Annotated in this window: 22 protein-coding genes; 14 read left to right on the top strand and 8 right to left on the bottom strand. The window is 66.9% G+C overall.

What is annotated here, in order from left to right; all coding sequences use genetic code 11:
• Window positions 1–3: 3 nt before the first annotated feature.
• From ACXAD2_RS21350 to ACXAD2_RS21310, 9 genes are all read left to right on the top strand, one after another.
• Window positions 4–2,679 (top strand): ATP-binding protein, encoded by a 2,676-nt coding sequence (locus ACXAD2_RS21350; protein WP_066101399.1) that lies wholly within the window; start codon window positions 4–6, stop codon window positions 2,677–2,679.
• A gap of 165 nt (window positions 2,680–2,844) precedes the next feature.
• The gene (locus ACXAD2_RS21345; RefSeq protein WP_475174397.1) at window positions 2,845–3,987 is read left to right on the top strand and encodes a FliM/FliN family flagellar motor switch protein; all 1,143 of its coding nucleotides are present in this window, start codon (window positions 2,845–2,847) and stop codon (window positions 3,985–3,987) included.
• Between the two features lie 141 nt (window positions 3,988–4,128).
• Complete coding sequence (locus ACXAD2_RS21340; RefSeq protein WP_475174394.1) at window positions 4,129–6,390, top strand: molybdopterin-dependent oxidoreductase; 2,262 nt, start codon at window positions 4,129–4,131, stop codon at window positions 6,388–6,390.
• 111 nt (window positions 6,391–6,501) lie between these two features.
• The gene (ggt, locus tag ACXAD2_RS21335) at window positions 6,502–8,316 is read left to right on the top strand and encodes a gamma-glutamyltransferase (RefSeq protein ID WP_475174390.1); all 1,815 of its coding nucleotides are present in this window, start codon (window positions 6,502–6,504) and stop codon (window positions 8,314–8,316) included.
• A 142-nt stretch (window positions 8,317–8,458) separates the two neighbouring features.
• On the top strand, window positions 8,459–8,812 hold the full coding sequence (locus ACXAD2_RS21330) for an ElaB/YgaM/YqjD family protein (RefSeq protein ID WP_224902341.1): 354 nt from the start codon (window positions 8,459–8,461) through the stop codon (window positions 8,810–8,812).
• Window positions 8,813–8,893: 81 nt separating this feature from the next.
• Window positions 8,894–9,136, top strand: coding sequence for a hypothetical protein (locus tag ACXAD2_RS21325; protein WP_224902344.1), 243 nt, complete (start codon window positions 8,894–8,896; stop codon window positions 9,134–9,136).
• 269 nt (window positions 9,137–9,405) lie between these two features.
• Window positions 9,406–10,056: a protein-L-isoaspartate O-methyltransferase family protein gene (locus ACXAD2_RS21320; protein WP_066101387.1), complete on the top strand. Its 651-nt coding sequence runs from the start codon at window positions 9,406–9,408 to the stop codon at window positions 10,054–10,056.
• A gap of 45 nt (window positions 10,057–10,101) precedes the next feature.
• Complete coding sequence (locus tag ACXAD2_RS21315) at window positions 10,102–11,505, top strand: TolC family outer membrane protein (protein ID WP_475174384.1); 1,404 nt, start codon at window positions 10,102–10,104, stop codon at window positions 11,503–11,505.
• Window positions 11,506–11,601: 96 nt separating this feature from the next.
• Complete coding sequence (locus tag ACXAD2_RS21310; RefSeq protein ID WP_475174382.1) at window positions 11,602–13,020, top strand: hypothetical protein; 1,419 nt, start codon at window positions 11,602–11,604, stop codon at window positions 13,018–13,020.
• A 196-nt stretch (window positions 13,021–13,216) separates the two neighbouring features.
• Here ACXAD2_RS21310 and ACXAD2_RS21305 read toward each other — a convergent pair whose 3' ends face one another.
• Window positions 13,217–13,546 carry a DUF6280 family protein gene (locus ACXAD2_RS21305; RefSeq protein ID WP_066101377.1) on the bottom strand — a complete coding sequence of 110 codons (330 nt, stop codon included), beginning with the start codon at window positions 13,544–13,546 and terminating at the stop codon, window positions 13,217–13,219.
• Between the two features lie 219 nt (window positions 13,547–13,765).
• On the opposite strand from ACXAD2_RS21305, the gene efp reads away from it, so the two are divergent.
• Complete coding sequence (gene efp / locus ACXAD2_RS21300) at window positions 13,766–14,329, top strand: elongation factor P (protein ID WP_475174378.1); 564 nt, start codon at window positions 13,766–13,768, stop codon at window positions 14,327–14,329.
• A gap of 94 nt (window positions 14,330–14,423) precedes the next feature.
• Window positions 14,424–14,909, top strand: a complete 486-nt coding sequence (locus ACXAD2_RS21295) for a GNAT family N-acetyltransferase (protein ID WP_475174375.1) — start codon at window positions 14,424–14,426, stop codon at window positions 14,907–14,909.
• Here ACXAD2_RS21295 and ACXAD2_RS21290 read toward each other — a convergent pair.
• The 4 genes from ACXAD2_RS21290 to ACXAD2_RS21275 all read right to left on the bottom strand — a co-directional run bounded on the left by ACXAD2_RS21290 (window position 14,894) and on the right by ACXAD2_RS21275 (window position 19,034).
• A complete protein-coding gene (locus ACXAD2_RS21290; protein ID WP_475174372.1) occupies window positions 14,894–15,691 on the bottom strand; it encodes a fructosamine kinase family protein in 798 nt (265 codons plus the stop codon). The genes ACXAD2_RS21295 and ACXAD2_RS21290 overlap by 16 nt on opposite strands.
• A complete protein-coding gene (gene ygfZ, locus ACXAD2_RS21285) occupies window positions 15,688–16,437 on the bottom strand; it encodes a CAF17-like 4Fe-4S cluster assembly/insertion protein YgfZ (protein ID WP_475174369.1) in 750 nt (249 codons plus the stop codon). The genes ACXAD2_RS21290 and ygfZ overlap by 4 nt, the downstream gene beginning before the upstream one ends.
• A gap of 114 nt (window positions 16,438–16,551) precedes the next feature.
• Window positions 16,552–18,342, bottom strand: coding sequence for an ABC transporter ATP-binding protein (locus ACXAD2_RS21280; RefSeq protein ID WP_475174366.1), 1,791 nt, complete (start codon window positions 18,340–18,342; stop codon window positions 16,552–16,554).
• Window positions 18,339–19,034, bottom strand: a complete 696-nt coding sequence (locus tag ACXAD2_RS21275; RefSeq protein WP_475174363.1) for a fused DSP-PTPase phosphatase/NAD kinase-like protein — start codon at window positions 19,032–19,034, stop codon at window positions 18,339–18,341. Before ACXAD2_RS21275 ends, ACXAD2_RS21280 begins: the two co-directional genes overlap by 4 nt.
• Before the next feature lie 158 nt (window positions 19,035–19,192).
• On the opposite strand from ACXAD2_RS21275, the gene ACXAD2_RS21270 reads away from it, so the two are divergent.
• Window positions 19,193–20,392: a pyridoxal-phosphate-dependent aminotransferase family protein gene (locus tag ACXAD2_RS21270; RefSeq protein WP_475174357.1), complete on the top strand. Its 1,200-nt coding sequence runs from the start codon at window positions 19,193–19,195 to the stop codon at window positions 20,390–20,392.
• A gap of 92 nt (window positions 20,393–20,484) precedes the next feature.
• Here the strand turns inward: ACXAD2_RS21270 and ACXAD2_RS21265 are convergent, their stop codons facing one another.
• From ACXAD2_RS21265 to ACXAD2_RS21255, 3 genes are all read right to left on the bottom strand, one after another.
• Complete coding sequence (locus ACXAD2_RS21265) at window positions 20,485–20,688, bottom strand: histidinol phosphate aminotransferase (RefSeq protein ID WP_164178910.1); 204 nt, start codon at window positions 20,686–20,688, stop codon at window positions 20,485–20,487.
• A gap of 177 nt (window positions 20,689–20,865) precedes the next feature.
• Window positions 20,866–21,984 (bottom strand): pyridoxal phosphate-dependent aminotransferase, encoded by a 1,119-nt coding sequence (locus ACXAD2_RS21260; protein ID WP_475174354.1) that lies wholly within the window; start codon window positions 21,982–21,984, stop codon window positions 20,866–20,868.
• A 173-nt stretch (window positions 21,985–22,157) separates the two neighbouring features.
• Window positions 22,158–22,730: a YceI family protein gene (locus tag ACXAD2_RS21255; RefSeq protein WP_475174351.1), complete on the bottom strand. Its 573-nt coding sequence runs from the start codon at window positions 22,728–22,730 to the stop codon at window positions 22,158–22,160.
• A gap of 238 nt (window positions 22,731–22,968) precedes the next feature.
• On the opposite strand from ACXAD2_RS21255, the gene ACXAD2_RS21250 reads away from it, so the two are divergent.
• Complete coding sequence (locus tag ACXAD2_RS21250) at window positions 22,969–24,255, top strand: lipoprotein-releasing ABC transporter permease subunit (RefSeq protein WP_224902375.1); 1,287 nt, start codon at window positions 22,969–22,971, stop codon at window positions 24,253–24,255.
• Window positions 24,248–24,931 (top strand): ABC transporter ATP-binding protein, encoded by a 684-nt coding sequence (locus ACXAD2_RS21245; RefSeq protein ID WP_066101339.1) that lies wholly within the window; start codon window positions 24,248–24,250, stop codon window positions 24,929–24,931. The genes ACXAD2_RS21250 and ACXAD2_RS21245 overlap by 8 nt, the downstream gene beginning before the upstream one ends.
• Window positions 24,932–24,933 lie beyond the last annotated feature (2 nt).

Below are 24,933 nucleotides of genomic sequence, written 5' to 3'. Positions count from 1 at the left end.
GCGATGCTCAACACGCTGGTCGCCGTCTGTCTCGGCTATGCGCTGTTCCTTTTTGTCATCGCCTTTGCCGCCGAGCGCATCGCCCTGCGCGGGCAGGCCCGCTGGCTGCGCTCGCCGCTGGTCTACACGTTGTCGCTGTCGATCTATTGCACCGCCTGGACCTTCTACGGCGCGGTCGGCTCGGCGGTCCGCACCGGGTTCGAATATCTCGCCATCTACCTCGGGCCGTCGTTGGTGCTGGTCGGCTGGTGGTGGATCCTGCGCAAGCTGGTGCGCATTGGCCGCTCGCAGCGCATCACCTCGGTGGCCGACCTCATCTCGTCACGCTATGGCAAGTCCAACTCGCTCGCCGTGGGCGTGACCATCCTCGCGGTCATCGGCACCACGCCCTATATCGCGCTGCAATTGCAGTCGGTGACGCTCAGCTTCGAGGTCTTCTCGGCGGGCGATCCGGCGTCCGGCGATGGGCAGGGGCACACCGCGCTCTGGCTGGCCGCCGGGCTGGCGCTCTTCACGGTGATCTTCGGCACCCGCAACCTCGACGCCAACGAGCGCCACAACGGTGTGGTCATGGCCATTGCCGTCGAGGCGGTGGTGAAGCTCTTCGCGTTGCTGGCGGTCGGGGTCTTTGTGGTCTGGGGACTGGGCGGCGGGCTGACCGAGACATTGGCGCGGATTGACGCCTCGGAACTTGGCCAATGGCGCATCGACGGTGGCCGCTGGGCCGGGGTGATCATGCTCTCGGCGGCGGCTTTCCTCTGCCTGCCACGCATCTTTCAGGTGCTGGTGGTGGAAAACGACAATGAGACCCACCTGCGCACCGCAAGCTGGGCCTTTCCGCTCTATCTGGGGTTGATCAGCCTCTTCGTGGTGCCGATCGCGGTGATCGGTCTCGATCTGCTGCCCGAGGGGTCGAACCCCGATCTCTTCGTGCTGACGCTGCCGCTGTCGCAGGGGCAGGGCGGGCTGGCGGTGCTGTCGTTCCTCGGCGGCTTCAGCTCGGCCACCTCAATGGTCATCGTCGCCGCCATCGCGCTGTCGACCATGGTGTCGAACCATGTGGTGATGCCGCTCTGGCTGCGCTTTGCGCAGACCGGCGCGACGGTCTCGGGCGACGTGCGGCACGTGGTGCTGCTGGCGCGGCGGCTGTCGATCATCGGCGTGGTGATGCTGGGCTATCTCTACTACCGCCTGTCGGGCGGCGGCGAGGCGCTGGCCACCATCGGTTTCGTCTCCTTCGTGGGGCTCGCGCAGGTTCTGCCGTCGATGCTGGGCGGCATCTTCTGGCGCGGCGGATCCCGGCTCGGTGCGGTCACCGGCCTGCTGCTCGGCTTCTGCTGCTGGGGCTATTCGCTGTTCCTGCCGTCCTTCGGTCCGGGGGTCTTCCTGCCCGAGGCGTGGCTGCTCGACGGGCCGTTCGGCATCGGCTGGCTGCGCCCGCAGGGCATGTTCGGCCTGTCGGGCATGGACCCGCTGCTGCACGCGTTTTTCTGGTCGATGACGCTGAACACCGGTGGCTTCGTCCTGGCGTCGCTGCTCAGCTTCCCGCAGCCCATCGAACGGCTGCAGGGGGCGCAATTCGTCAATGTCTTCGAGCATTCGACCTCGCCGCGCAGCTGGACCGGCAACGTCGCGCAGAGCGAGGATCTGATGATCATGGCGCAGCGCATCCTGGGCGCGCGCGACGCGCAGCGGCTGTTCGAGCGCGAGGCCGAGCGGCAGGGCGCCCGCGGCCCGCTGCCCGATGTGACGCCGCGGTTTCTGGAAACGCTCGAGCGCGAACTGGCCGGGTCGGTGGGCGCGGCAACGGCCCACGCCATGGTCGGGCAGATCGTCGGCGGCATGTCGGTCTCGGTCGAGGATCTGATGGCCGTGGCCGATGAGACGGCGCAGATGATGGAATATTCGGCGCGGCTCGAGGCGCAGTCTCAGGAACTGGCGCGCACCGCCGCGCAGCTGCGCGAGGCCAACGCCAAGCTCACCCGGCTGTCGGTGCAGAAGGATGCCTTCCTCAGCCAGATCAGCCATGAGCTGCGCACCCCGATGACTTCGATCCGCGCCTTCTCAGAGATCCTTCGCGACACCGGCGGCATGAAGCCCGAGGAAAAGACCAAATACGCCTCGATCATCCACGACGAGGCGATCCGGCTCACGCGTCTGCTCGATGATCTGCTGGATCTCTCGGTGCTGGAGAACGGGCAGGTCAGCCTCAACCTGCGCAGCGGCCTGCTGTCGGACCTGCTCGACCGGGCGGTGGCGGCTGCTGCGGCGGATGAGGCGGGCGCGCGGCTGGAGATACGCCGCGACCCTGCGGCGGAACAGATCATGTTGCACACCGATCTCGACCGGCTCAGCCAGGTGTTCATCAATCTGGTCGCCAACGCCCGCAAATATTGCGACGCGGCAAAGCCGGTGCTCGAGATCTCGGTGCGGCCCGGCGCGCGGCTGGCCATTGATTTCACCGACAACGGCTCGGGCGTGTCGGCAGAGGCGCAGGATTTCATCTTCGAAAAGTTCAGCCGGGTCAGCGATCAGAAGGCGGGCGGCGCGGGGCTGGGGCTGGCGATCTGCCGGCAAATCGTCACGCGGCTGGGCGGCGAGATCAGCTATGTGCCGGGGCGGGGCGGCGCCTCTTTCCGGGTCAGCCTGCCCGCCGATCTGGCGATCGCGGCGCAATAGTGGCTGCGGCTGAAGCCGGGCTAAAGCCGATGGTAACCAATTTGGCTCATAAGCGGAGCCGGGAGTGCGCCGCAGATCGGGCCGAAAGGGAAGATGCCAGACGCCGACAGACCTCAGGATGCTGCTAGATCGCCGAGTGGGTCCGCGCCGCAGGGGGCCGGAAACGTGCTCAGCCGCAAGGCGGATGCCGCGCGCCGCGCGTTCGAGGCGCGCGCCATGTCGCCCGCCAAGGCGCTGCGGCGGGCGCTCTCGCGCACCGCCGATGTGCTGTGGGATCTCGCGCTGGTCACACGGGCGGTCGATCTCGATCACTTCGATCAGGACGGCGTTGTGGCGCAACTGCGTCCCGATGCGCTGCTGGTTCTGCTTGATGGCCCGGATGGCGTGGTCGGTCTGGTGTCGCTGGAGCGTGATCTGGTGGTCGGTCTCACCGAGGTGCAGACCATGCTGCAGGTCACGCAGATGCCCGCCGACCCGCGCCCCTATACCGCCACCGACGCCGCCATGAGCGCGCCATTGCTTGAGGGGATGCTTGAGCGGTTTCCAAGGTTTCTGGAAGATCACCCTTTGCGCGCGCAACTCGAAGGGTTTCGCTTTGGGGCGATGCTCGAAGATGCCCGCGCCGCTGGGATGTTGCTGGACGCGCCGGGCTATCTTGGCTTCCGGGCCGAGATCGATCTTGCGCTTGGCCGCCGCAAGGGGGGGCTGCGCCTCTTCCTGCCCGAAAGGCCGGGCGCGCAGCGCGCGGGGGCCGAGGCTGAAACCGGCGGCAACGCCCGCAAAATGGAGCTGCTGCCGGCGCAGCTGCGGGCGGTGCTTGGCGCTTTGCGGATGCCGCTGGGCAAGGCGCAGGCGCTGAAGCCCGGGGAAATCCTGCCGCTTCCGCCCGATGTGCTCGACCGGGTGACGCTCTACGCCGGGGCGTCGCCGGTGACGGCAAAGCCGGTGGCAGGCGGGCGACTGGGCCAGATGAACGGCATGCGGGCGATCCGGCTCAGTTGGCCAAAAGGACAGGGCGCGGCAACGAGCGCGGCACCGGCCGCACAGGCCGCACCGTCCCCGGCGGCCTCCGCACCGGCGGCATCGCCAATGATGGATGCCGCACCGCCCCCCTCAGAGGCGGCGGAGTTCGGGCTCGACGAGATCGCCTCGGGGCTGCCCGATCTGCCGGCGCTCGGCGGGGCGGATGACTTCGGGGCGGATTTCGCAGGCGGCTTTGACGCCGCCGCCGCCATGCCCGAGGAGGGAGAGGAGGCCGGGGATTTCGATTTCGACTTTTCCGCCGCCCCGATGTCCGACGATCCGTGACCACTCGGCAGCGAGAAGGGAGCGACTTGCCCGCAGGGAAGCCGAGCTGAGCGCCCGCGCGCCGCCCGGCCTCCCTTGTCATTTGCCGCGCCATATCGTGTTACTCTGCCTCCAAGACACTTCGCTTCGGAGCCCGCCGCCATGACCGCCAACGACATCCCCCGCGCCGCGCGCCAGACCCGCGTGACCACCAGCCATTGGGGCGCTTTCGAGGTGACGACCGAAGGCGACCGCATCACCGGCACCGCGCCTTTTGCGGGCGACCCCGAGCCCAGCGACATCCCGCAGGCCGTGCCCGCCGCCGTGCATCACAGCAGCCGCGTCGCCCGTCCTTCGATCCGCCGCGGCTGGCTCGAGCGCCGCGACCGCAGCAGCCGCGGCCACGATGAGTTTGTCGAACTGCCGTGGGACGAGGCGCTGGATATCGCCGCCGCCGAGATCGACCGCATCCGCAAGACCCACGGCAATGAAGCGATTTTCGGCGGCTCCTACGGCTGGTCCTCCGCCGGGCGCTTTCACCACGCGCAAAGTCAGGTGCACCGCTTCCTGAACAGCATCGGCGGCTATGTCGCCTCTTTTGGCAGCTATTCGACCGGCTGCGCGCAGGCGATCATGCCGCATGTCTTCGGCGTGCCCTTCCTGCGCTACCTCTACGGCTCGCAGGACAGCTGGCAGACCATCGCCGAAAACACCGAAACGCTGGTGATGTTCGGCGGCATCAACCGCAAGAACGCGCAGGTGAGCATGGGCGGCATCACCCGCCACGACACGCAAAGCTGGTTCGAGCGGTTCCACGACAAAGGCATGCGCTGCGTCAACATCGGCCCGCAGCGCCGCGACGCGCCGGAGGGCTGCGAGTGGCTGCCGGTGCGGCCGGGGTCCGACACCGCGCTGATGCTGGCGCTGGCCTTCGTGCTGGAACAGGAGGGCCTTACGGATCACGCGTTCCTCGCCCGCTACTCGGTCGGTTTCGAGCGGTTCCGCCCCTATCTGATGGGCGAGAGCGACGGGCTGCCGAAGACGCCGGAATGGGCCAGCCCGATCTGCGGCACCGACCCCGAGACGATCCGCGCGCTGGCCCGCCGCATGGCCTCGACCCGCACGCTGATCACCGTCGCTTGGTCGCTGCAGCGCGCCGAGCATGGCGAGCAGCCCTATTGGATGTCGGCGGTGCTGGCGGCGATGCTGGGGCAGATCGGTCTGCCGGGTGGCGGCGTCGGCTATGGCTATGGCGCCATCGGCGGCATCGGCAAATCGATGAAATCGCTGCGCGGCGTGACGCTCGATCAGGGGCAGAACCCGGTCGGCACCTTCATCCCCGTAGCGCGGATCGCGGACATGCTGGAAAACCCCGGCGTGCCCTATGATTTCAACGGCCGGCGCGCGCCGTATCCCGACATCCGCCTCGTCTACTGGGCTGGCGGCAACCCGTTCCACCACCATCAGGATCTCAACCACCTGCATGAGGCGTGGAAATGCCCCGAGACGGTGATCGTCAACGAGCCGTGGTGGACCGCCACCGCCAAGCGCGCCGACATCGTCTTTCCGGCCACCACCAGCTATGAGCGTGAGGACATCGGCCGCACCGATCTCGACGAGTATCTCTTCAACATGCCCGCGCTGATCCCGCCGGTCGGCGAGGCGCGCGACGATTACGACATTTTCGCCGGGCTGGCCGAGCGGATGGGCGCGGGCGCGCGCTTCACCGAGGGGCGCAGCAGCGAGGAGTGGCTGCGGCATCTCTACGAGGGCTACCGCGCCAGCGGCGCCGAGGCGGGCATCGAGGTGCCCGAATTCGACGAGCTGCGCGCGCGCAACTGGGTCAAGCTGCCGATCGTGCAGGAGCCGCCACTGCCGTCCTTCCTTGCCCGCTTCCGCGCTGATCCCGAGGGGCACGCGCTGAACACGCCATCGGGCAAGATCGAGATCTTCTCCGAGACGGTGGATAGCTTCGGTTACGCCGATTGTCCCGGTCATCCGGTCTGGCTGCCGCCCACCGAATGGCTCGGCACGGCCAGCGCGCAGACGCCGCTGCATCTCGTCTCACCGCAGCCGGGTGACAAACTGCACAGCCAGCTTGAGGCAGCGCTGGCCGATCAGCCGGACGCGCGGCCCGAGCGGGTGCTGATCCACCCCGAGGATGCGCACCCGCGCGGCATTGCTTCGGGCGATCTGGTGATGCTGCGTAATGCCCGCGGCGCGGTACGGGCGCGGGCGGTGGTCAGCGATGACATCCGGCTCGGCGTCGTCGCCCTTCCGACCGGCGCGTGGTACGGCGATGCGTCGGAAAACATCGACCCGCATGGCAACCCCAACGTGCTGACCCGCGACAAGGGGACCTCGTCGCTGGGGCAGGGCTGCTCGGCGCATACAGCGCTGGTCGAGGTCGCGCCGCTGGGCTGAGCCTGCTGCGGAGAACCTGCGCGCGGTTGCGAAACGCGCCGCGCGCGATACCATCCTTCATCGAGCGCTGATGCAAAATGACGTGTCAGGCGCCCAGCTTGGAGGAACCCGATGCGCGCCGCCCTATATCCCACCGGTCTCGCTGCCGCCCTGCTTCTGACGCTTGCGCCCCCCTTCGCCGGGCCCCTCGCGGCGCAGCAGGCGGCGGATGCCGTTGCGCCGGAAGCGGCCACCACCGGCGCGGCGTTCGAGACGCTCTCTCCGGCGGCGCAGGCGGCGCTTGATGCCAAGGCGCAGGGCGTGCCCACCGAGGCCGAGAACTGGATGGTCGCCGCGGCGAACCCGCTCGCGGTGGAGGCCGGGGCGCGGGTGCTGCGCGAGGGCGGCAGCGCCGCCGATGCCATGGTGGCGGTGCAGGCGGTGCTGGGGCTGGTCGAGCCGCAAAGCTCGGGCCTCGGTGGCGGGGCCTTCCTTGTCTGGTATGACGCCAAGACCCAGAGCCTGACCACGCTCGACGGGCGCGAGACCGCGCCGCTGGATGCGCGCCCGACGCATTTTCAGGATGAGGCTGGCGCGCCACTGGGGTTTTTCGACGCGGTGGTCGGCGGGCTCTCGGTGGGCACCCCCGGCACGCCGCGCCTGATGGAAGAGGCACACCGGCGCTGGGGCACGGCGAATTGGGCGGGCCTCTTCGACGAGGCGATCGCGCTGGCCGAAGACGGCTTTGCCGTCTCGCCGCGTCTGGCCGAACTGGTCGCGGGTGACGATGGGCGCCTGCGCCGCTTTCCCGACACCGAGGCGTATTTCTTCCCCGGCGGCACGGCGCTGCAGGCGGGGCAGAAGATCACCAACCAGCCCTACGCGGACACGCTGAAGGCCATCGCCGCAGAGGGCAGCCGCGCCTTCTATACCGGCGAGATCGCCGAGGATATCGTGCGGACCGTGCGCGAGGCCGAGGGCAACCCCGGCAAGCTCAGCAGCGCCGATCTGGCGCTTTATGACGTGATCGAGCGCGCGCCCGTCTGCGTGCCGTACCGCGCCCATGAGGTCTGCGGCATGGGGCCGCCATCGTCGGGGGCGCTGACCGTCGGGCAGATCCTCGGGATGCTCGAGCCCTATGATCTGGCCGCGCTTGGGCCGGACAGCGCCGAGGCATGGCGGCTGATCGGCGATGCCTCGCGGCTCGCCTTCGCCGACCGGGGCCGCTACATGGCCGACAGCGATTTTGTCCCGATGCCGACCGAGGGGCTGGCGGATCCGGTCTATCTGCAACACCGTGCCGAGCTTTTGTCGGGCGAGACCGCGCTGACCGAGGTGGCTCCCGGCGAGCCGCAATGGGACCACGCGCAGATCTGGGCCGATGACCGCTCCATCGAGTTTCCCTCGACCAGCCACATCTCGATCGTCGACGGGCAGGGCAACGCGCTGTCGATGACCACCACCATCGAGAACGGCTTTGGCTCGCGGCTCTTCGTGCGGGGCTTTCTGCTCAACAACGAGCTGACCGATTTCAGCTTTGCCACCCACGACGAGGGGCGGCCCATCGCCAACCGGCTGGAGCCGGGCAAGCGCCCGCGCTCGTCGATGGCGCCGACCATCGTGATGCAAGAGGGCGCGCCGGTGATGGTGGTGGGCTCGCCGGGCGGCAGCCGGATCATCGGCTATGTGGCGCAGGCGGTGATCAACCAGATCGACTGGGGCATGGACCCTCAGGCCGCGGTGGCCGCGCCGCATGTGCTCAACCGTTTCGGCACGATGGATATAGAGGCGGGCACCGAGGCCGAGGCGCTGGCGGGCCCGCTGGGCGAGATCGGATTTGAGACGAACCTGCGCGGGCTCAACTCGGGGCTTCATGTCATCGCAGTGGGCGAAACGCTCCGTGGGGGCGCCGATCCGCGCCGCGAGGGGATCGCATTGGGGGAGTAAGCATAGGGGCGAGAGGCGAAATTGATATGGCGCAAGGCTAGATCGCTTGCCGCGTGGTAAGGAAACTTGCGCGGAGAGCGGAACTTCGCGCAGACTTCCAGTGTTGCTTTATCAAAGGCAATCGCAGACGGAGGACGTCCCCATGGCCCAGACTGCAACCAAGACGAACGGCACCACCAAAACCCCCGAGCCCAGCACCCCCAGCGACAGCGAGGCGCTGAGCGAACAGATCAAGACCCTGCGCGGCGATGTGTCGGCACTGGCGGAACTGGTCGGCGACATCGGCAAGCGCCGCGGCGCCGAATACAAGGCAGCCGGTGAGGCCAAGGCGCAGGAAATGCGCGGCAAGGGCGAGGATGCCTTGCACGAGGCGGGCATGCGCGTGGCGCAGCTTGAAAACGACGCCCGCGGCCAGATTCAGGCCAACCCGTTCCAAGCCATCGGACTTGCTGCCGCCGTCGGCTTCCTGATCGGTTACATCGGCAGCCGGAGGTAATCGCGTTTGTTCGCCCTGTTCGAGGCAAGACTGAGAGCCGGCCTGACACGGGCCGGTCGTAACATTGCCGGGGCGGTCTGTTTGGCCGTCGCGGCAGTTTTCTTTTCCATCGCAGGCTGGCTCACGCTGGTCGAGATGTACGGCACCATCCATGCCGCGCTGGCGTTTGGCGGCATCTATCTGGTGCTGGCCCTGCTGCTTTTCTATGTGCCGGTGCGCCCGCGCGTGCCGGTGACCCCGGTGCCCGCTTCGGCCCCCGTTGGCTCGATGATCGAGGCGTTTCTCGCCGGTCGCGCCGCGGGAGAGGCAATGCGCAAAGAGTAGGGGCGTAGCCTCTGGGCGATGACGGATGGGCCTGCCGGGCCCGTCCGATCAGTGTGCGTTTCAATGTGCATTCGGGCACACGCAGGCGTGATCGCTTGGCCCGACGATTTTTCCCGATACATTTCAAAGCGCCGGAATTTTCCGGTTTTCGAAGCGCCCGCGCCACAGTCGGGCGCCGCTGCATTCATTTGTCGGCAGCCGGTCATTGCCCCGCAGAGGCAACTGTGGCAAAAACTTAGACAGGATATCTGAACGGAAGAGTTTAGCGGATGACCGATTTCGTCGCCCTTCGCCGTATGATGGTTGATACACAGGTTCGTCCGTCGGACGTTACCAAGTTTCCCATTATCGACGCGATGCTGCGTGTCCCGCGTGAGCTTTTCGTGCCCGACGAAGTGAAAGATGCGGCCTATGTGGGGCGCAATATCGAGCTTGGTGGCGGGCGCGTGGTGCTGGATGCCCGGACCTTTGCCAAGATGCTGGATGCGCTGAACGTCGATGGCGACGATCTGGTGCTCGATATCGGCTCGGCGCAAGGCTACAGCGCGGCGGTCATCGCCCGCATCGCCGAGGCCGTGGTGGCCGTCGAAGACGATGAAGAGCTTGCCGGAGAAGCGCTGCCGCTGCTGATGGAACATGCGGACAACGTGATTCAGCACACCGGCCCGCTCGCGGAGGGCGCGCCGCAGCACGGCCCCTACGATGCGATCGTCATCGAAGGCGGGATCGAGCAACTGCCCGAGACGATTGCCGGGCAACTCAAGGACGGCGGGCGCATTGCCTGTATTTTTATGGATGGGGCGCTGGGGACGGTAAAAGTCGGCTGGAAGATCGACGGAGCCATCACCTGGCGGTTTTCTTTTAACGCCACCGCACCGGTGCTGACCGGGTTCGAAAAAGAGGTGGCCTTCGCACTCTGACCCGCAGGGCAGGGGGGCAGGACAAAGGATTGAGAGGGCAGGAAGATGGCGCGTAAAACGCTCAAGACATGGATGACCGGTGTCTGCCTCGCGGCAGGGCTTGCAATGCCCGCCTCGGCGGAATCTCTGGCAGAGGCGCTTGCCGGCGCCTACAACACCAGCGGTCTGCTCGAGCAGAACCGCGCCGTGCTGCGCGCGGCAGACGAAGATGTGGCGCAGGCCATCGCGGCGCTGCGTCCGGTGGTGGCATGGACCGGCGACATCAGCCGCAGCTACGGCACCACCAAAAGCCTCTCAACCGGCTTTGAACGCACCGGCTCGGCCACCGACACCGCCTCGATCGGCCTCAGCGCGACGCTGACGCTGTTTGACGGCGGCAGCAACCGCCTGTCGGTCGATGCCGCGAAAGAGGCCGTGCTGGCGACCCGCTCGGGCCTCGTCTCGGTCGAGCAGGACGTGCTTCTGCGGGGCGTGCAGGCCTTCATGGAAGTGCGCCGCGCCATCGAGACCCTGACCCTGCGCCAGAACAACGTGCGGGTGATCGGCGAGGAACTCCGCGCCGCCAACGACCGTTTCGAAGTGGGCGAAGTGACCCGCACCGATGTGGCCTCTGCCGAAGCGCGCCTCGCCGCGGCACGCTCGCTGCTCGCCGCCGCCGAAGGCGCGCTGGCGCAGGCCCGCGAAGAATACCGCGCGTCGGTCGGTCGCCTGCCGGGCAACCTCGTGTCGCCCGGCTCGCTGCCGCGCATCCCGGCCACCGCCGACGAGGCCAAGGCCATCGCGCTGCGCAACCACCCCGACATTATTCAGGTGCAGCATCAGGTGACCGCCTCCGAGATCGGCATCGCCATCGCGCAGGCGCAGATGAGCCCGACGGTCTCGCTGCAGGGCACCTATGGCTATGACGAAAGCTTCGACAGCGAGGCAAGCTCGCGCGGCGGCACCGTCGGCCTGAACTTCAGCGGCCCGATCTACAGCGGCGGCGCGCTCAGCTCGGCCAAGCGCCAGTCGATGGCGACCCGCGACCAGAACCGTGCGTCGCTGCTGCAGCTGACCAAATCGGTGCCCCAGACCGTGGCCAACGCCTATGCCAACCTGCGTGTTGCGCAGGCCGCGCGCGCAGCCTCGGACGAGCAGGTCCGCGCCGCCACCGTCGCCTTCCGTGGCACCCGCGAAGAGGCAACGCTCGGCGCCCGGACCACGCTTGACGTGCTCGACGCCGAACAGGAACTGCTGGACGCGCGCAACACGCAGATCTCGGCTGTGGTCGACGAAACCATCGCCGCCTATACGGTGCTTTACGCGATGGGCCAGCTGACCACCGAGGACCTCGCGCTGAACGTGCCGCGTTACGATCCGGCCGAGTACTACAACCTCGTCAAGACCGCTCCGGTCCAGTCCCGTCAGGGCGCAGACCTGAACCGCATCCTGAAGGCGATGGGCAAGTAAGCTTGCCCGCCACACAGGCGCGTTGATCGTGGCTCCACCGTTGTCGGAGCCGCGATCAGCGTCTACACTTCAGGGACAGGCAAGAGTGGTAAACATATGTCCGATCCCGTGACCAATGTGGAAATCGAGGACGTTCTTTCCTCCATCCGGAGGCTGGTTTCCGAGGATTCCCGTGCGCCCCAACCGCAGGCCGAAACCCGGCCCACGGCGCCCGAACGGCTGGTGCTGACGCCCGCGCTGCGGGTTCCCGATGCGGCTGCCGAGCCCAAGCAGCCCGCCGCGACCCCCTCGACCCCCGCGCATCCCGCCTTCGGCGAGGAGCCGGGACCGGACGAGATGCGCCTCACCCGCCGGCTGAGACCTTCCGAAGAAGAGATGTCGACCCCGGCGTGGCGTCGCGCTTCTTTCGAAACCGTGCGGCCCGAAGAGCGCCAAGCGCCTGAGGAGGCGCGCCTCGAAGACGCGCCCGAAACCGCTGAGCTGCCCTCCAGCCTTCCCGCGCCCGAAGCCCTCTCTGAACCGCCGCTCGCGGCGGAGCCCGCGCCCGAGGAGATGGGAGAGCCCGAAGAGGCTCCCTTCATCGAGGTCGCAGAAGAGGACGAGCCCGAGGATCAGGGCGCGTCGATCGCCGATTTCTTTGCGGCAAAGCTGCGTGATACGCCGCGCGCCACCCCGCCCGAGCCGGTCGCCGAGATCACCCCGAAAGAGGGCAGTCTGGCGCGCAAGATCGCCGAGCTTGAAGAGATGATCGCGCGCAGCACCACCGAGTTTGAGCCGGAAACCGGCGAGGCGGCCCCCGAGGCGATCTTCCGCCATCAGCCCGTGACCTCGCCTGAGCCCGCGCCCGCCGCAGAGGCCCCGCAAGCGCCGAAAGCTCCGCAAGCCGAGCTTGATGAGGACGATGCCGAACTGGCCAGCCGTCCCATGCCCGAGCCCGAGCTTGTGGACCGCCCGTTCGAGACCGATGTGACCGGCGAGCCGGACCTCGACGACGAGGAGGAGGATGCGCCCTTTGCCTTCCGCCGTTCGTCGTCCGAGCCTGCCCCTCAGTCCGAGATCGCAGAGCCCGACGCCGAAAGCGCCGCAGAGCCGGAGCGTGCAAGCGACGTGCCAGAGGTACCGAAGCCGTCGGCGCGCCGCCCGGTAAAGATTTTGCGCAACCCGGTCTGGCAACGCAGCCAAAGCAACCTGCGCCGCGAGGCCGAAGAGCTTGCCGCTGCGCCGAGCGCAGAAGCGCCAACGCCCGAACCGGAAGAGGCTGCCGCGCCTGCGCAAGTGGAAGCTGAGGCGGCGCCTGCACCCGAGCCCCTTCAGGAGCCCGTGACAGAGCCCCAGACGGCTGACGAGGGGGCTGATCTGCTCGCGGCTCTGGATCAGGAGACCCTGCGCAAGCTGGTCGCCGAAGTGGTGCGCGAAGAACTGCAGGGTGCGATTGGCGAGCGGGTCTCGCGCAATCTGCGCAAGCTGGTGCGGAACGAGATTCAGCGTATCGCCATGAGTGCCGATCTCGACTGATCCGCAGCAAAAAACCACATCAAGAAGCCCCGCCAGCCCAGCTGTGCGGGGCTTTTCATCTCTGGGTTGTGCGGATTTTGGCCTGCGTGCACCACCCAAACCGGCGGGCTTTTGCCAATGCGGCGCTTGGAAACGACGAAGGCGCGCCCTGGCAGGGGCGCGCCTTCGACTGTTCGGGGGAACCCCCGGACCGGGATCAGGCGGCTTCGGCCTGTTCCGCGGCTGCGGCTGCGTGACGACGCTCGCTCTCTTCGCGCGACAGCGCAACAGAGGTACGAACACCTTTCGACACAAATTCCATCAGGCCCGAGACAACCCGCTCGTTGGGGTCGATACCGGCGCAGCTGAGAACTTCACGACCATCGCGCGAGCGTGCCCAGCGGGCGATCTGCTCGGGGCCGTTGCCATATTTCTTGTCATCGGCGATTGCATCGTCGAGCGCAGCCAGAACCACAGCGGCGAAAAGTTTCCGCGCGCGGTTGCCTTGTTCGGCATGGTAGGCTGTGCTGTCCACGAAATCCTTCATCTTTCGACCTTTATGATTATTGCTCTTGTCTTTTCTGGCGTACGCGGCGTTATGGACCATTCCATTCGATTCGGATACATCACAAACGCATAGCGTCGTTGCATCTCGCGCATATCTCGGCTTGTTGGGAACACGAGATACGTTGTCTTGCACGGGGCGAACCGGCCATATATAGGAGGCCGCAAAACCCCTTCAACCTTACTGTAAAGTTTTCTGACCATGCCCAAGATCAACGGTAACGAGATCCGCCCCGGGAACGTGCTCGAGCATGAAGGTGGCCTGTGGGCCGCGGTGAAGGTCGATCACGTGAAGCCCGGCAAGGGCGGCGCCTTCGCTCAGGTCGAGATGAAGAACCTGCGCAACGGCTCCAAGCTGAACGAGCGTTTCCGCTCGGCGGACAAGGTCGAGCGCGTGCGCCTCGAGCAGAAGGACATGCAGTTCCTCTATGAGGACGCCGGCCAGCTGATCTTCATGGACACCGAGACCTACGAGCAGGTGCAACTCGACGCCGAGATTCTCGGCGAGCGTCGCCCGTTCCTGCAGGACGGCATGACCATCGTGGTCGAATTCCACGAAGAAGAGGCGCTGAACGCGACGCTGCCGCAGAAGGTGACCTGCAAGGTCGTCGAGACCGAGCCAGTCGTCAAAGGTCAGACCGCTGCCAACAGCTTCAAACCCGCCGTGCTCGACAACGGCGTGCGCGTCTCGGTGCCGCCCTTCGTCGGGCAAGACGAAGACATCGTCGTGAACACCGAAACCATGGAGTATTCGGAACGCGCATAACCCGCGCGCCGACCACGTCCGTCCCCGTGCGATCCGGGGGCGAGCTATAGATGATCCAAAGGGCCTCCGGCGCAAAAGCCAGGAGGCCCTTTTCATGTTCCATCCCCCGATCACCGCCTGCACCGAGGCCGACATCCCCGCGCTCGCGGGTCTTATGCGCGGCGTGCAGGCACCGCGCTTGCCCTGCGGCGCTAGAGGCGTCCCCGAGGTGGTCTTCGCCTCTGCCCTGTCCGAAGGCGCGCGCCTGCTGGCCTATCGCGCCGAGGCGGTGCCGCGCGGGGTTCTGATGTGGCGCTGGCGCAAGGAAGGCTTTGAGGAAGGCCCCAAGGAGCGCTCCAGGGAAGGCTCTGGGGCGCTGCGCGCGCAGCTTGATCACATCTGGGTCGAGCCCTCGTGGCGGCGGCGCGGGGTCGCTCGGCGGCTGATCGCGGCCTTCGAGGCAGAGATCGCCGCGCAGGGCGCCTCTGGCTGGCTGGCACAAGGGGAGGGGATGAGCGCCGCGTCAGGGGCGCTGATGCGCCGCGCTGGCGCTTGTGCGTGTTCTGAGGAGCTGGAGAAGCGCTTTCAGCAGCCCGCCTGATCCAGCAGCCCGCGCACCATCCCGGCATAGCCGCCGCCAAACAGCCGCAGATGCACCAGCGCCGGAAACAGTTGGTATATCGGACGACGGGCGTTGCGGCCGGGCTCGGTGTCGCCGTAGCCCTGCCAGAAGGCGGCGGGCGGCGTGCCGAAAAGCTCCAGCAGGGCCAGATCGACCTCGGCGTGCCCATAATAGCAAGCCGGGTCGATCAGCGCTGCATCGCCTTCCATAAAGAGCGCGTTGCCGGTCCAGAGATCACCGTGCAGCAGGGCCTTGGGCGGGGACTTGGGCAGCAGATCGGGCAGGCGCGCTGCAAGCGCCTCGACCCGCACGGCAAGCGCAGCGGGCAGATGCGGCACGAAGGGCAGCAGCCGCGCCTCGGCCCAGAAACTGGGCCAGTCCGGGCGCGGCGCGTTGTCGAGGGGCAGGGCGCCAAAGCCGTAGGGCTCCGCCCAGCCATAGGTCTCGCCCGGCGCGCCATGCAGCTTGCGCAATTCGCGCCCCAGCGCTTGCCATCCGGCTGGGCTGGCACCGGTCTCGGGCAGCGCCTCCATGGCGAGAAGATCGCCTGACTGTGCCAGCACCCGCGGCGCGCGCGCACCGGCGATAGTGATCGCGCGCAGCATCCGGGCCTCGGCGGCGACCAGCGCGCCGCGTTTCAGCACGATCTGGCGGCCATCGGAAAGACTGGCCAGCGCCACCTCCGACAGATCGCCGCCATGCAGGGCACGGCTGCCGGTGATCGAAGCGCCAAGCGCCGCCTCAACCGCCTCGCGGCTCAAGAGGCGCGGCGCAGGGTTGCCTCGCCAGCGGTCATCTCGCCATCCGCACGATCAAAGCGCAGATAGGCGATGCCCATCCCGCCCGACTGGGTGTAGAGCGTGCCCGCGGGCTTGCCACTGGACTCGATGGCCGTGCCGACGGGTGCGCCGCCCGACACTTCCACCGTCGCCAGCCCTTTGCGCAGCTCGGTCTTGTGCTTCATCCGGGCGGTGACTTCCTGCCCGACATAGCAGCCCTTCTTGAAGTCGACGCCGTTGAGACGTTCGAACCCGGCCTCGAGGATGAAGGTGTCCGGGGTCAGCTCGACACCGCTTTCCGGCACGCAGGCGGCGACGCGCAGCGCGTCCCAGTCGGCCTCGGTCGAGGGCTGCCCGTCATAGCCGCGCCAGCCCAGCGAGGCATCGCGCGGATCGGCGAAGGCTCCCTCGGGCGCGGCGCCGGTGCCGCGGCTGACGGTGATGTCGGTGGGCTCCAGATCGACCTTGGCGCGCAGCTTGTAGAGCGTCAGCGCCTTGGTCAGATCGGCGGCCAGCGGTTCGGCCACGTCGATGAGGATCGAGCCATCCTCGCGCGGGACAAGGAAGAAATCCGCCCGGTACTTGCCCTGCGGCGTCAGCAGCGCGGTATAGACCAGCCCGCCGCTGAGTTTGCCAAGGTCATTGGTGACGAGGTTTTGCAGAAAGTCGCGCGCCTCGGGGCCGCTGACGCGCAGGACGCTGCGCTCTGTTCCATTGGTGGCGGTCATGGGAACTCCGTCGTGACTGCCTCGCGACCGCAGGCTGCGGCCACGAGGCTTTGGGGTCTGAATCTTTCGGCCAGAGTATAGGCGTAGCGCGCGGTGGGTGACAGGGGGCGAGGCTCAGCCCGGCTGTTCATCCTCGAACTGCATGGCGTGCAGCCGCGCATAGGCACCTTCGCGGGCGATTAGCTCATCATGTGTGCCTTGTTCGACCACGCAGCCTGCATCCATCACCACGATCTTGTCGGCGTTGCGGATGGTCGACAGCCGGTGCGCGATGACCAGCGTGGTGCGCCCGGTCGAGAGCCGGTCGAGCGCCGCCTGCACCACCTGCTCGGACGCCGCATCAAGCGCCGAGGTGGCCTCGTCGAGCAGCAGGATGGGCGTGTCGCGCAGCAGCGCGCGGGCGATGGCGACGCGCTGACGCTGACCGCCCGAGAGGTTGCTGCCCCGCGTCCCGGCGGGGCTGTCGAGCCCCTGCGGCAGACGCGGCAGGAAGTCCGACACATGCGCCGCCTCCAGCACCTCCTGAAGCTGCTCTTCCGAGACGTCCTCGCGGCCCAGCAGGATGTTCTCGCGCAGGCTGTCCTCGAACAGCAGCGCGTCCTGACTGACCACCGAGAACATGCCGCGCAGATCCGCCAGCCGCATCGCGTCGGTGCGCACGCCGCCGATGGTAACCGCGCCGGTCTCGGGATCGACTAGCCTTGTCAGTACGTTGAACACGGTGGACTTCCCGGCGCCCGAGGCGCCCACCAGCGCGGTGGTCTTGCCTGCCTCGGCGGTAAAGCTGGTGCCGCGCAGAACCGCGGAGCCGGAGTAAGACAGCGCCACATCGTCGAGCACGATCTCGGGCACGCCCTGCGGCGCGGGCAGGGGTTGCGGCGGGTCGCGCAGCTCGGGCTGCATGTCGAGCAATTCCTTGATCCGCTCGATCGAGGCCGCAGCGATCTGCCACGTGCCGCTGATCGCGCCCAGACGGCGCAGCGGCTCGAAGGCAAGGCCGATGGCGGTGAAGAAGGCCATGAAATCGCCGACGGTCTTCTCACCCGAAATGATCTCGCCCCCGCCATAGATCAGCACGCCAAGGATGCCGATGCCCGACATAAGGTCGATCAGCCCGGGGATTGCCGACTGGCCGAGGCTGGAGGCGACGGTGGTGCGGATGCGCTCGCGGGTCAGCGCCTTGTAGCGCGCGGCCTGATAGCCTTCGAGACGGTTGAGCTTGATCGGCACGATGCCGTGGAACACCTCGTTGAGGCGCGTCGACAGGCCCGCCGAAATGTCACGCGCGCGGCGGGCGTATTTGCGCACGTAGCGTTGCAGCAGCACCGAGGGGGCGACCATCAGCGGCACGCCGATCATCGCCACAAGCGTCCAGCGCCAGTCCATCCCCAGCGCCACGCCGAACAGCGAGACCAGCGCGATCACGTCACGCCCGGCGCCGGTGATCAGGATGCGCCAGACCTTGTTGATCAACTCCACGTCGCCCTCGACGCGCTGCATCAGATAGCCGGGGCCGTATTTTTGGTGAAAGCTGCCGTCGAGCGTCATCAGATGCGCCAGCAGGTCGTTGCGGATGTCGGCGACGGTCAGCTGCGACACACGTGTCAGCATCACCTTCTGGATGACGCTGGCCAATGCCCGGATCGCGAAGATGCCAAAGATGGCCACGCCGACCCAGACCAGCGCCGAGCGGCTTCCGCCCACCAGCACCTCGTCGAACATCGGCTTCATCATGTAGCTCAGAAAGCCGAACATCGAGCCTTCGAGCATCATGAACAGCAGCGCGACCGAGATCTGCCAGCGGTAGCGCCACAGATAGTTTCGACCAAGCCAGAACAGCAGGCCGCGCGAGTTGCCGGTTGGAGTTTGGGCGGCTTTGTCGTCGTTCGGCGTGTCAGCGCTCATGCCATCTCTTCCGGCGGGCGCTTCGCGTCAAAGCCCGCCTGCAGTTTCTTGGCATTGTATTCGGTGTGGATCCAGTCCTCGAAGGAAATCGGATCGCGGCGGTTGCGGGCGGCGTAAGTGTCCAGAATGTAGCCCTGAATGCCGGTCTTGGTGAACTCAAGGTGGACATATTTCAGGCCCATCTGCTTGCGCGCCTCTTCCACCGGCACGCCCTCGAACACCATCAGGTAGACGGCGGAGGCGAAACCGGCGCGGTCGGCACCCGATTTGCAGTGGAACATCATCGGCTTCTCGGCGGCGCGCAGCGTGTCGATCAGATGGATCACGCGGTCCCGCTTGGGCGCGGACCGGGCCCAGAGCTTTGCGTGCAGCAGCGTCAGGCCAAGCTTCTCGCAGCTCTCCTTTTCGAAAAGATAGTGCGAGTATTTCTCTTCGCCGCGCAGGGTGATCACGGTCTTGATGCCCATCGCGGCATATTTCTCAAAGCGCCCGTGCGTCGGCTGGTTCGAGCGCCAGACACCGGGGGCGAGCTGCCAGAAGTTGGTCCAGAACATGCGCAGGAAAGCGTGGTCGAACACATGGTAGTGCAGTTTCGACAGCGCCCGGGCGCGGGGCGTCGAGATATCCTTTCCGAAGGACCGGCGGAAACGCCGCTCGGCGCTCTCGATCTTATCCCAGAGCTTGGTCAGCATTGCTCACTTCCTGTACCTGTCGGGCGGCGGTTTACGGGCTAAGGCCCCTGCTGGCAAGCGCCGCGCATCTTGCGGTCCGGGGGTGATTGACCTCGGCGCAACCGCCGTTAGGTTGGCTCTCGCCCCGGAATTTCAAGGGGTGCTTTCGGAGTTTCCCCATGTCTCTAGCCCACGGCCGCCCCTATCTGGCCATTCCCGGTCCGTCCGTCATGCCCGACGCGGTGCTGCGTGCGATGCACCGCGCCTCGCCCAACATCTATGAGGGCGCGATTGTCGAGATGGTCGCCGGGCTGATCCCCGACCTGCGCTATGTGGCGCAGACCGAGGCGGCCAAAGTGGCGATCTATATTGCCAACGGCCACGGCGCGTGGGAGGCGGCGCTGGCCAATGTGGTGGGCGAGGGCGATAAGGTGCTGGTGCCCGCGACGGGCCGGTTCGCGCATGGCTGGGCCGAGATGGCCCGCGGTCTTGGGGTCGAGCCCGAGATCATCGAGTTCGGCACGAAATCCACCTATGACCCCGAACTGGTCGCCGCGGCGCTGCGCGCGGATACGGCGCGCGAGATCAAGGCGGCGCTGGTCAGCCACGTGGATACCGCAAGCTCGGTGCGCAACGACATCGCCAGCCTGCGCGCGGCGATGGACAGCACCGGCCATCCGGCGCTGCTGATGGCCGATTGCGTCGCTTCGCTGGGCGTCGAAGAGTTCCGTATGGACGCTTGGGGCGTCGACGTGATGGTCACCGGCTCGCAAAAGGGCCTGATGGTGCCGCCGGGTCTGGGCTTTGTCTTTTTCAACGAGAAAGCCGAGGCGCGGCGCGCCGAGATGAAGCGCGTCAGCCTCTATTGGGATTGGACCGCGCGCGGCGCGCCCGACTTCTTCTATCAATACTTTGGCGGCACCGCGCCGACGCACCATCTGTTCGGCCTGCGCACCGCGCTCGACATGATCCGCGAAGAGAGCATCGAACAGGTCTGGCACCGCCACGCGGTTCTGGCGCGCGCGATCTGGGCCGCCGCAGAGGCTTGGGGCGAGGGCGGTCCGCTGACGCTCAATATCGAGGATCGGGCGCTGCGCAGCCATGCGGTCACCGCGCTGCGCCTCGGCAAGCCCTATGGCGCGCAACTGCGCAAGTGGTGCGAGACCGAGGCGGGGGTGACGCTGGGCATCGGTCTTGGCATGGCAGAGCCCGATGATCCCGCGGGCACCGGATTTTTCCGGCTGGGTCACATGGGCCACGTCAACGCGCATATGATCCTTGGCCTGCTCGGTGTGCTGGAGGCAGGGTTCACCTCGCTGGGCATCCCGCACGGGCAGGGCGCCATGTCCGCCGCCGCGGCCGAGATCGCCAAGGGCTGAGCCTTACACGCGGCCAGCGCTGCGATTCTAAGTTGCAGAGCGCCGGCCCGTTCCTACGGGCTGGCGTTTTCTGTTCGAAATGGCCTGCGCGGTCAGGTCTGCGGCGGTGTCTCGCTGCCATTGCGGCGATGGTCGATCACCGAGATCACGTGGTTCATCGCAACGCCAGCAATCAGTGCGATTCCAAGGCCATAGCTGATCCACAAAAGCAGCAGCAGGGAAAAGATCACCACAAAGAGCAGGACGAGATTGGCGCTGAAGAAGTCGGGGCGCGGCGGTTCGGAATAGGGGGCCATGATGCGTTCCTCGGACGGGCCATGTCGGAGACGGGCACAAAGACAAAGGTCAATAAAGGAAGGGTAGCGCAACCTTCCCTTGGGTCACGCATCAGGCTGCTCAAAACTTGTTTCCAAATCGTTGCGCGGCGAAGTGCTGCCACACTCCGGCGCAAAATTTGTGCAGATGATCGGGGGTCAGGCGGCGCTGCTGCCGCGCGCCTCTGCCAGCGCGCCGGGCAGCGCCTCGGCCAGCGCGTCGAGGTCTGCGGGCGTGCCCGCGCCAATACGGATGCAGCGGTTCTGCGGGGTCACGAAGGGCATGCGCACAAAGACGCCGCGCTTGCCGAGACCCTCCAGCACCGCCTTGGCAAAGGCGCCATCGCCGCCGCAATCCACCGCGACGAAATTGGTGGCCGAGGGCAGGGCGGTCAGCCCGTTGTCCTTGGCGATCTCGGCGATGCGCAGGCGGGCCTGTGCGACCTTGTCGATGGTCTGCGCCAGCCATGCGCCGTCTTCCAGCGCCGCCAGCGCCCCGGCCTGCGCCGTGCGGTTCATGCCGAAGTGGTTGCGGATCTTGTCGAAGGCGCGAATGAGCGGCGCCGCCGCCAGTGCGTAGCCGACACGCGCGCCCGCCATGGCATAGGCCTTCGAGAAGGTGCGGAAGCGGATCACCCGCGGGTCCTCGATGTCGATCTCAGGAGACGTGCCTTCTGGGGCAAACTCCACATAGGCCTCGTCGAGCACCAGCAGCGTCCCCTCGGGCACGGCATCAAGCTGCGCCGCGATCTCGGCGCCGGTCTTCCACGAGCCCATGGGATTGTCGGGGTTGGCGAAATAGACCAGCTTGGCGTCTACCTCGGCGGCCTTGGCCAGCAGCGCGGGCAGATCCTCGGCGTCGTCCTGATAGGGCACCTTGTGCAGCACGCCGCCAAAGCCCGCCACGTGGTAGTTGAAGGTGGGATAGGCGCCGTCGGAGGTGACCACCGCATCGCCCTGCGCCACCACAAGCCGCGTCAGATAACCCAAGAGCCCGTCGATGCCTTCGCCGACCATGACGTTCTCGGGCGCCACGCCGTGATGCGCGGCAATGGCATTGCGCAGATCAAAGCTGGTCGAGTTGCCGTATTTCCAGATCTCCGCCGCCTCGCGCTGCATCGCCTCGATCGCGCGGGGCGAGGGGCCAAAGACGTTCTCATTGGCGCCGATGCGGGCGCGGAAGGGCGCGCCGCGCTCACGCTCCTGCGTTTCCGGGCCGACGAAGGGCACGGTCTCGGGAAGGGAGGCAACGAGCGGGGTGTAGCGAGGTCCAGTCATGGGCCGGAGATATGCCGTAGCGTCCGGGTTCTGGCAAGAGCCTGCGCGTGCGGCGCACCGGCCAAGGAAAACCCCCGGAGCCGTGGGCTCCGGGGGCGTACAGGTAAAACGATCTTGACGCGTCACTCGTTACCGTTCTGGCCCGCGCATGGCGCGAAGGCCGGAATGAGGGATCACTCGGCTTTCATCGCCTCGATCGAGATCTCAACTTCAACCTCGTCGCTGACGTAGGGGGCGAACATGCCGAGGTTGTAGTCCGAGCGGATCAGCGTGGTGGTGGCGTGGAAGCCGAGCCACGGCTTGCCTTCCATCGGGTGCTCACCGGCTTGGGTCAGAACCGCGTCGAGCACGATTTCCTTGGTCACGCCGTTCAGCGTCAGATCGCCGGTGATCAGGCCGGTGTCGTCGCCGGTCACTTCGATCGACTTCGAGGTGAAGGAGACGGTCTTGTCGTCCGACGCGCCGAAGAAATCTTCGCTCATGAAGTGGTCGTAACGGCCCTGCCAGCCGGTGATCATCGAGGTGACGTCGAACGAGGTGGTCACGGTCGACGCGGCGGGGTCTTCGGCGTCATATTCGATCTCACCGTCAAAGCCGCCGAACATGCCGTAGCCGGTCGAGAAGCCGAGGTGGTTGTAAGAGAACACGATCTGCGTGTGGCTGGCGTCGAAGACATAGCTTTCGGGCGCTGCAACTGCGGCGATCGGGGCGAGCGCGACGGCGCCGGCAAGCAGAAGGGATTTCATATCGGATAACTCCGCTGGGGTTTTGCGTTTTCGATGCCCCGAACATGGGGGCAAGCGCTGCGTCGCGGCAATTCGGCCTGCGCCCACAGGGTCTGTGGAAAATCGAACACTGGACTTCTGCGGATGTGCACCGGTGCTGGATATGCCGCGGCGCAGCCCTAGCATGGAGCGAGGGATTGACCCCGCCATGGGTTGAGGTCAGGTTCCGCCGCGAAGAGATCACCCGGAAAGATTGCCGATGGCCCGTACCCCGCCACCCTTTGCCCCGTTCGAATGGATGATCGCCTGGCGCTACTTGCGTGCCCGGCGCGCCGAGGGCGGGGTCAGCGTGATGACCTGGATCAGCCTGATCGGCATCACTCTGGCCGTCTTTGCGCTGATCGCCACGCTGGCCGTGCGGTCGGGCTTTCGGGCCGAGTTCGTCGATACGATCCTTGGCTCGAACGCCCATGTCACCGTCTATGCCGCCGCGCGCGAGGATGAGTTTGGCCGCACCGTGCGCACCTTCCCCGATTACGCCGAGCGCGCCGATGCGGTGGCCGAAGTGCCGGGCGTCACCCGCGCCGCGCCGCTGGTGAAGGGGCAGGTCATGGGCAACGCCAATGGCCGCAACGCGGGGATCGAGGTCTTTGGCATCTCGGCGGACGATCTGCAGGGCATCCGCCGCATCGTCGACCCTGAGACCGGTCGCGGCGATCTGGCGCGCTTTGGCGAGGGCATTGCGCTCGGCTCGGGCGTGGCGCGCGAACTGGGCGTAGACGTGGGCGACGAGATCAAGCTGATCTCGCCCGACGGGGTGAAGACCGCCTTCGGCGTCTCGCCGCGGGTCAAAGCCTATGAGGTGACATGGATCTTCACCGCCGGACGCTACGACATCGACCGCACCCGCGCCTATATGCCGTTCGAGGAGGCGCAGCTTTATTTCAACCGCGAAGGCGTGGCGGACGAGCTTGAAGTGATGGTCGAAGACCCCGAGCAGGTCGACGGCATGGCCACGGCGATCCAGCAGGCCGCCGGGCAGGGGGCGCTGGTCTGGACGTGGCAGGACGCCTCGGGCGGCTTCCTGCGCGCGCTGGAGGTCGAGGACAATGTGATGTTCGTGATCCTGTCGGTGCTGGTGCTGATCGCCACGATGAACATCGTCTCGGGGCTGATCATGCTGGTGAAGAACAAAGGCCGCGACATCGGCATCCTGCGCACCATGGGCCTCACCGAGGGATCGGTGCTGCGCGTCTTCTTCATCTGCGGCGCCTTCACCGGGGTGATCGGCACCATCATGGGCGTGGTGCTGGGCTGCCTTTTCGCCATCTACATCGACCCGATCTTCTCGTTCGTGAACTACGTCGCGGGCGGCGGCGTCTGGGACCCGGCGGTGCGCGGCATCTATGCGCTGCCCGCCAAGTTGCAATGGGGCGATGTGTTCAGTGCCATGGCGCTCTCGCTCGGCCTCAGCTTCATCGTGACGATTTTTCCCGCGCGCCGCGCCGCGCGCATGAACCCCGTGGAGGCGCTGCGTTATGAGTGATCCCGTTCTGCGCCTGTCGGGCATCGAGAAATTCTACAACCGCGGCGCGCCCAATGAGGTGCAGGTGCTGCGCGGCGCCTCGCTCGAGGTGGCGCGCGGCGAGGTGGTGGCTCTGGTCGCGCCCTCGGGGGCCGGTAAGTCGACGCTGCTGCATATCGCCGGGCTGCTCGACACCGCCGACGCGGGCGAGGTGGCGATCGCCGGCGAGGTGCTGGGCGGCAAGTCCGACCGCCGCCGCACCATCGTGCGCCGTCAGGAGGTGGGCTTTGTCTATCAGTTCCACCATCTGCTGCCCGAGTTCACCGCGCTCGAGAACATCACCCTGCCGCAGCTGGCCAATGGGGTGCCCGCCGCCGAGGCCGAGGCGCGGGCCAAGGATCTGCTCGCCAGCGTCGAGCTTCAGGACCGGGTGGCGCATCGCCCCGCCGCGATGTCGGGCGGCGAGCAACAGCGCGTCGCCTTCTGCCGCGCCATGGCCAATGCGCCCAAGCTGTTGCTGGCCGACGAGCCCACCGGCAACCTCGACCCGACCACCTCGGACCGGGTGTTCGGCGCGCTCATGACGCTGGTGCGCGAGACCGGGCTTTCGGCGCTGATCGCCACGCACAACCTTGAACTTGCGGGCCGCATGGACCGGCAGGTCGAGATGCGCGACGGCCAGCTCGTGCCGCTCTGAAC

The organism is Salipiger sp. ABN3_019 (assembly GCF_056158605.1).
The sequence above is the reverse complement of the archived record's forward strand: the minus strand, read 5'-3'. Positions and strand labels throughout refer to the sequence as shown.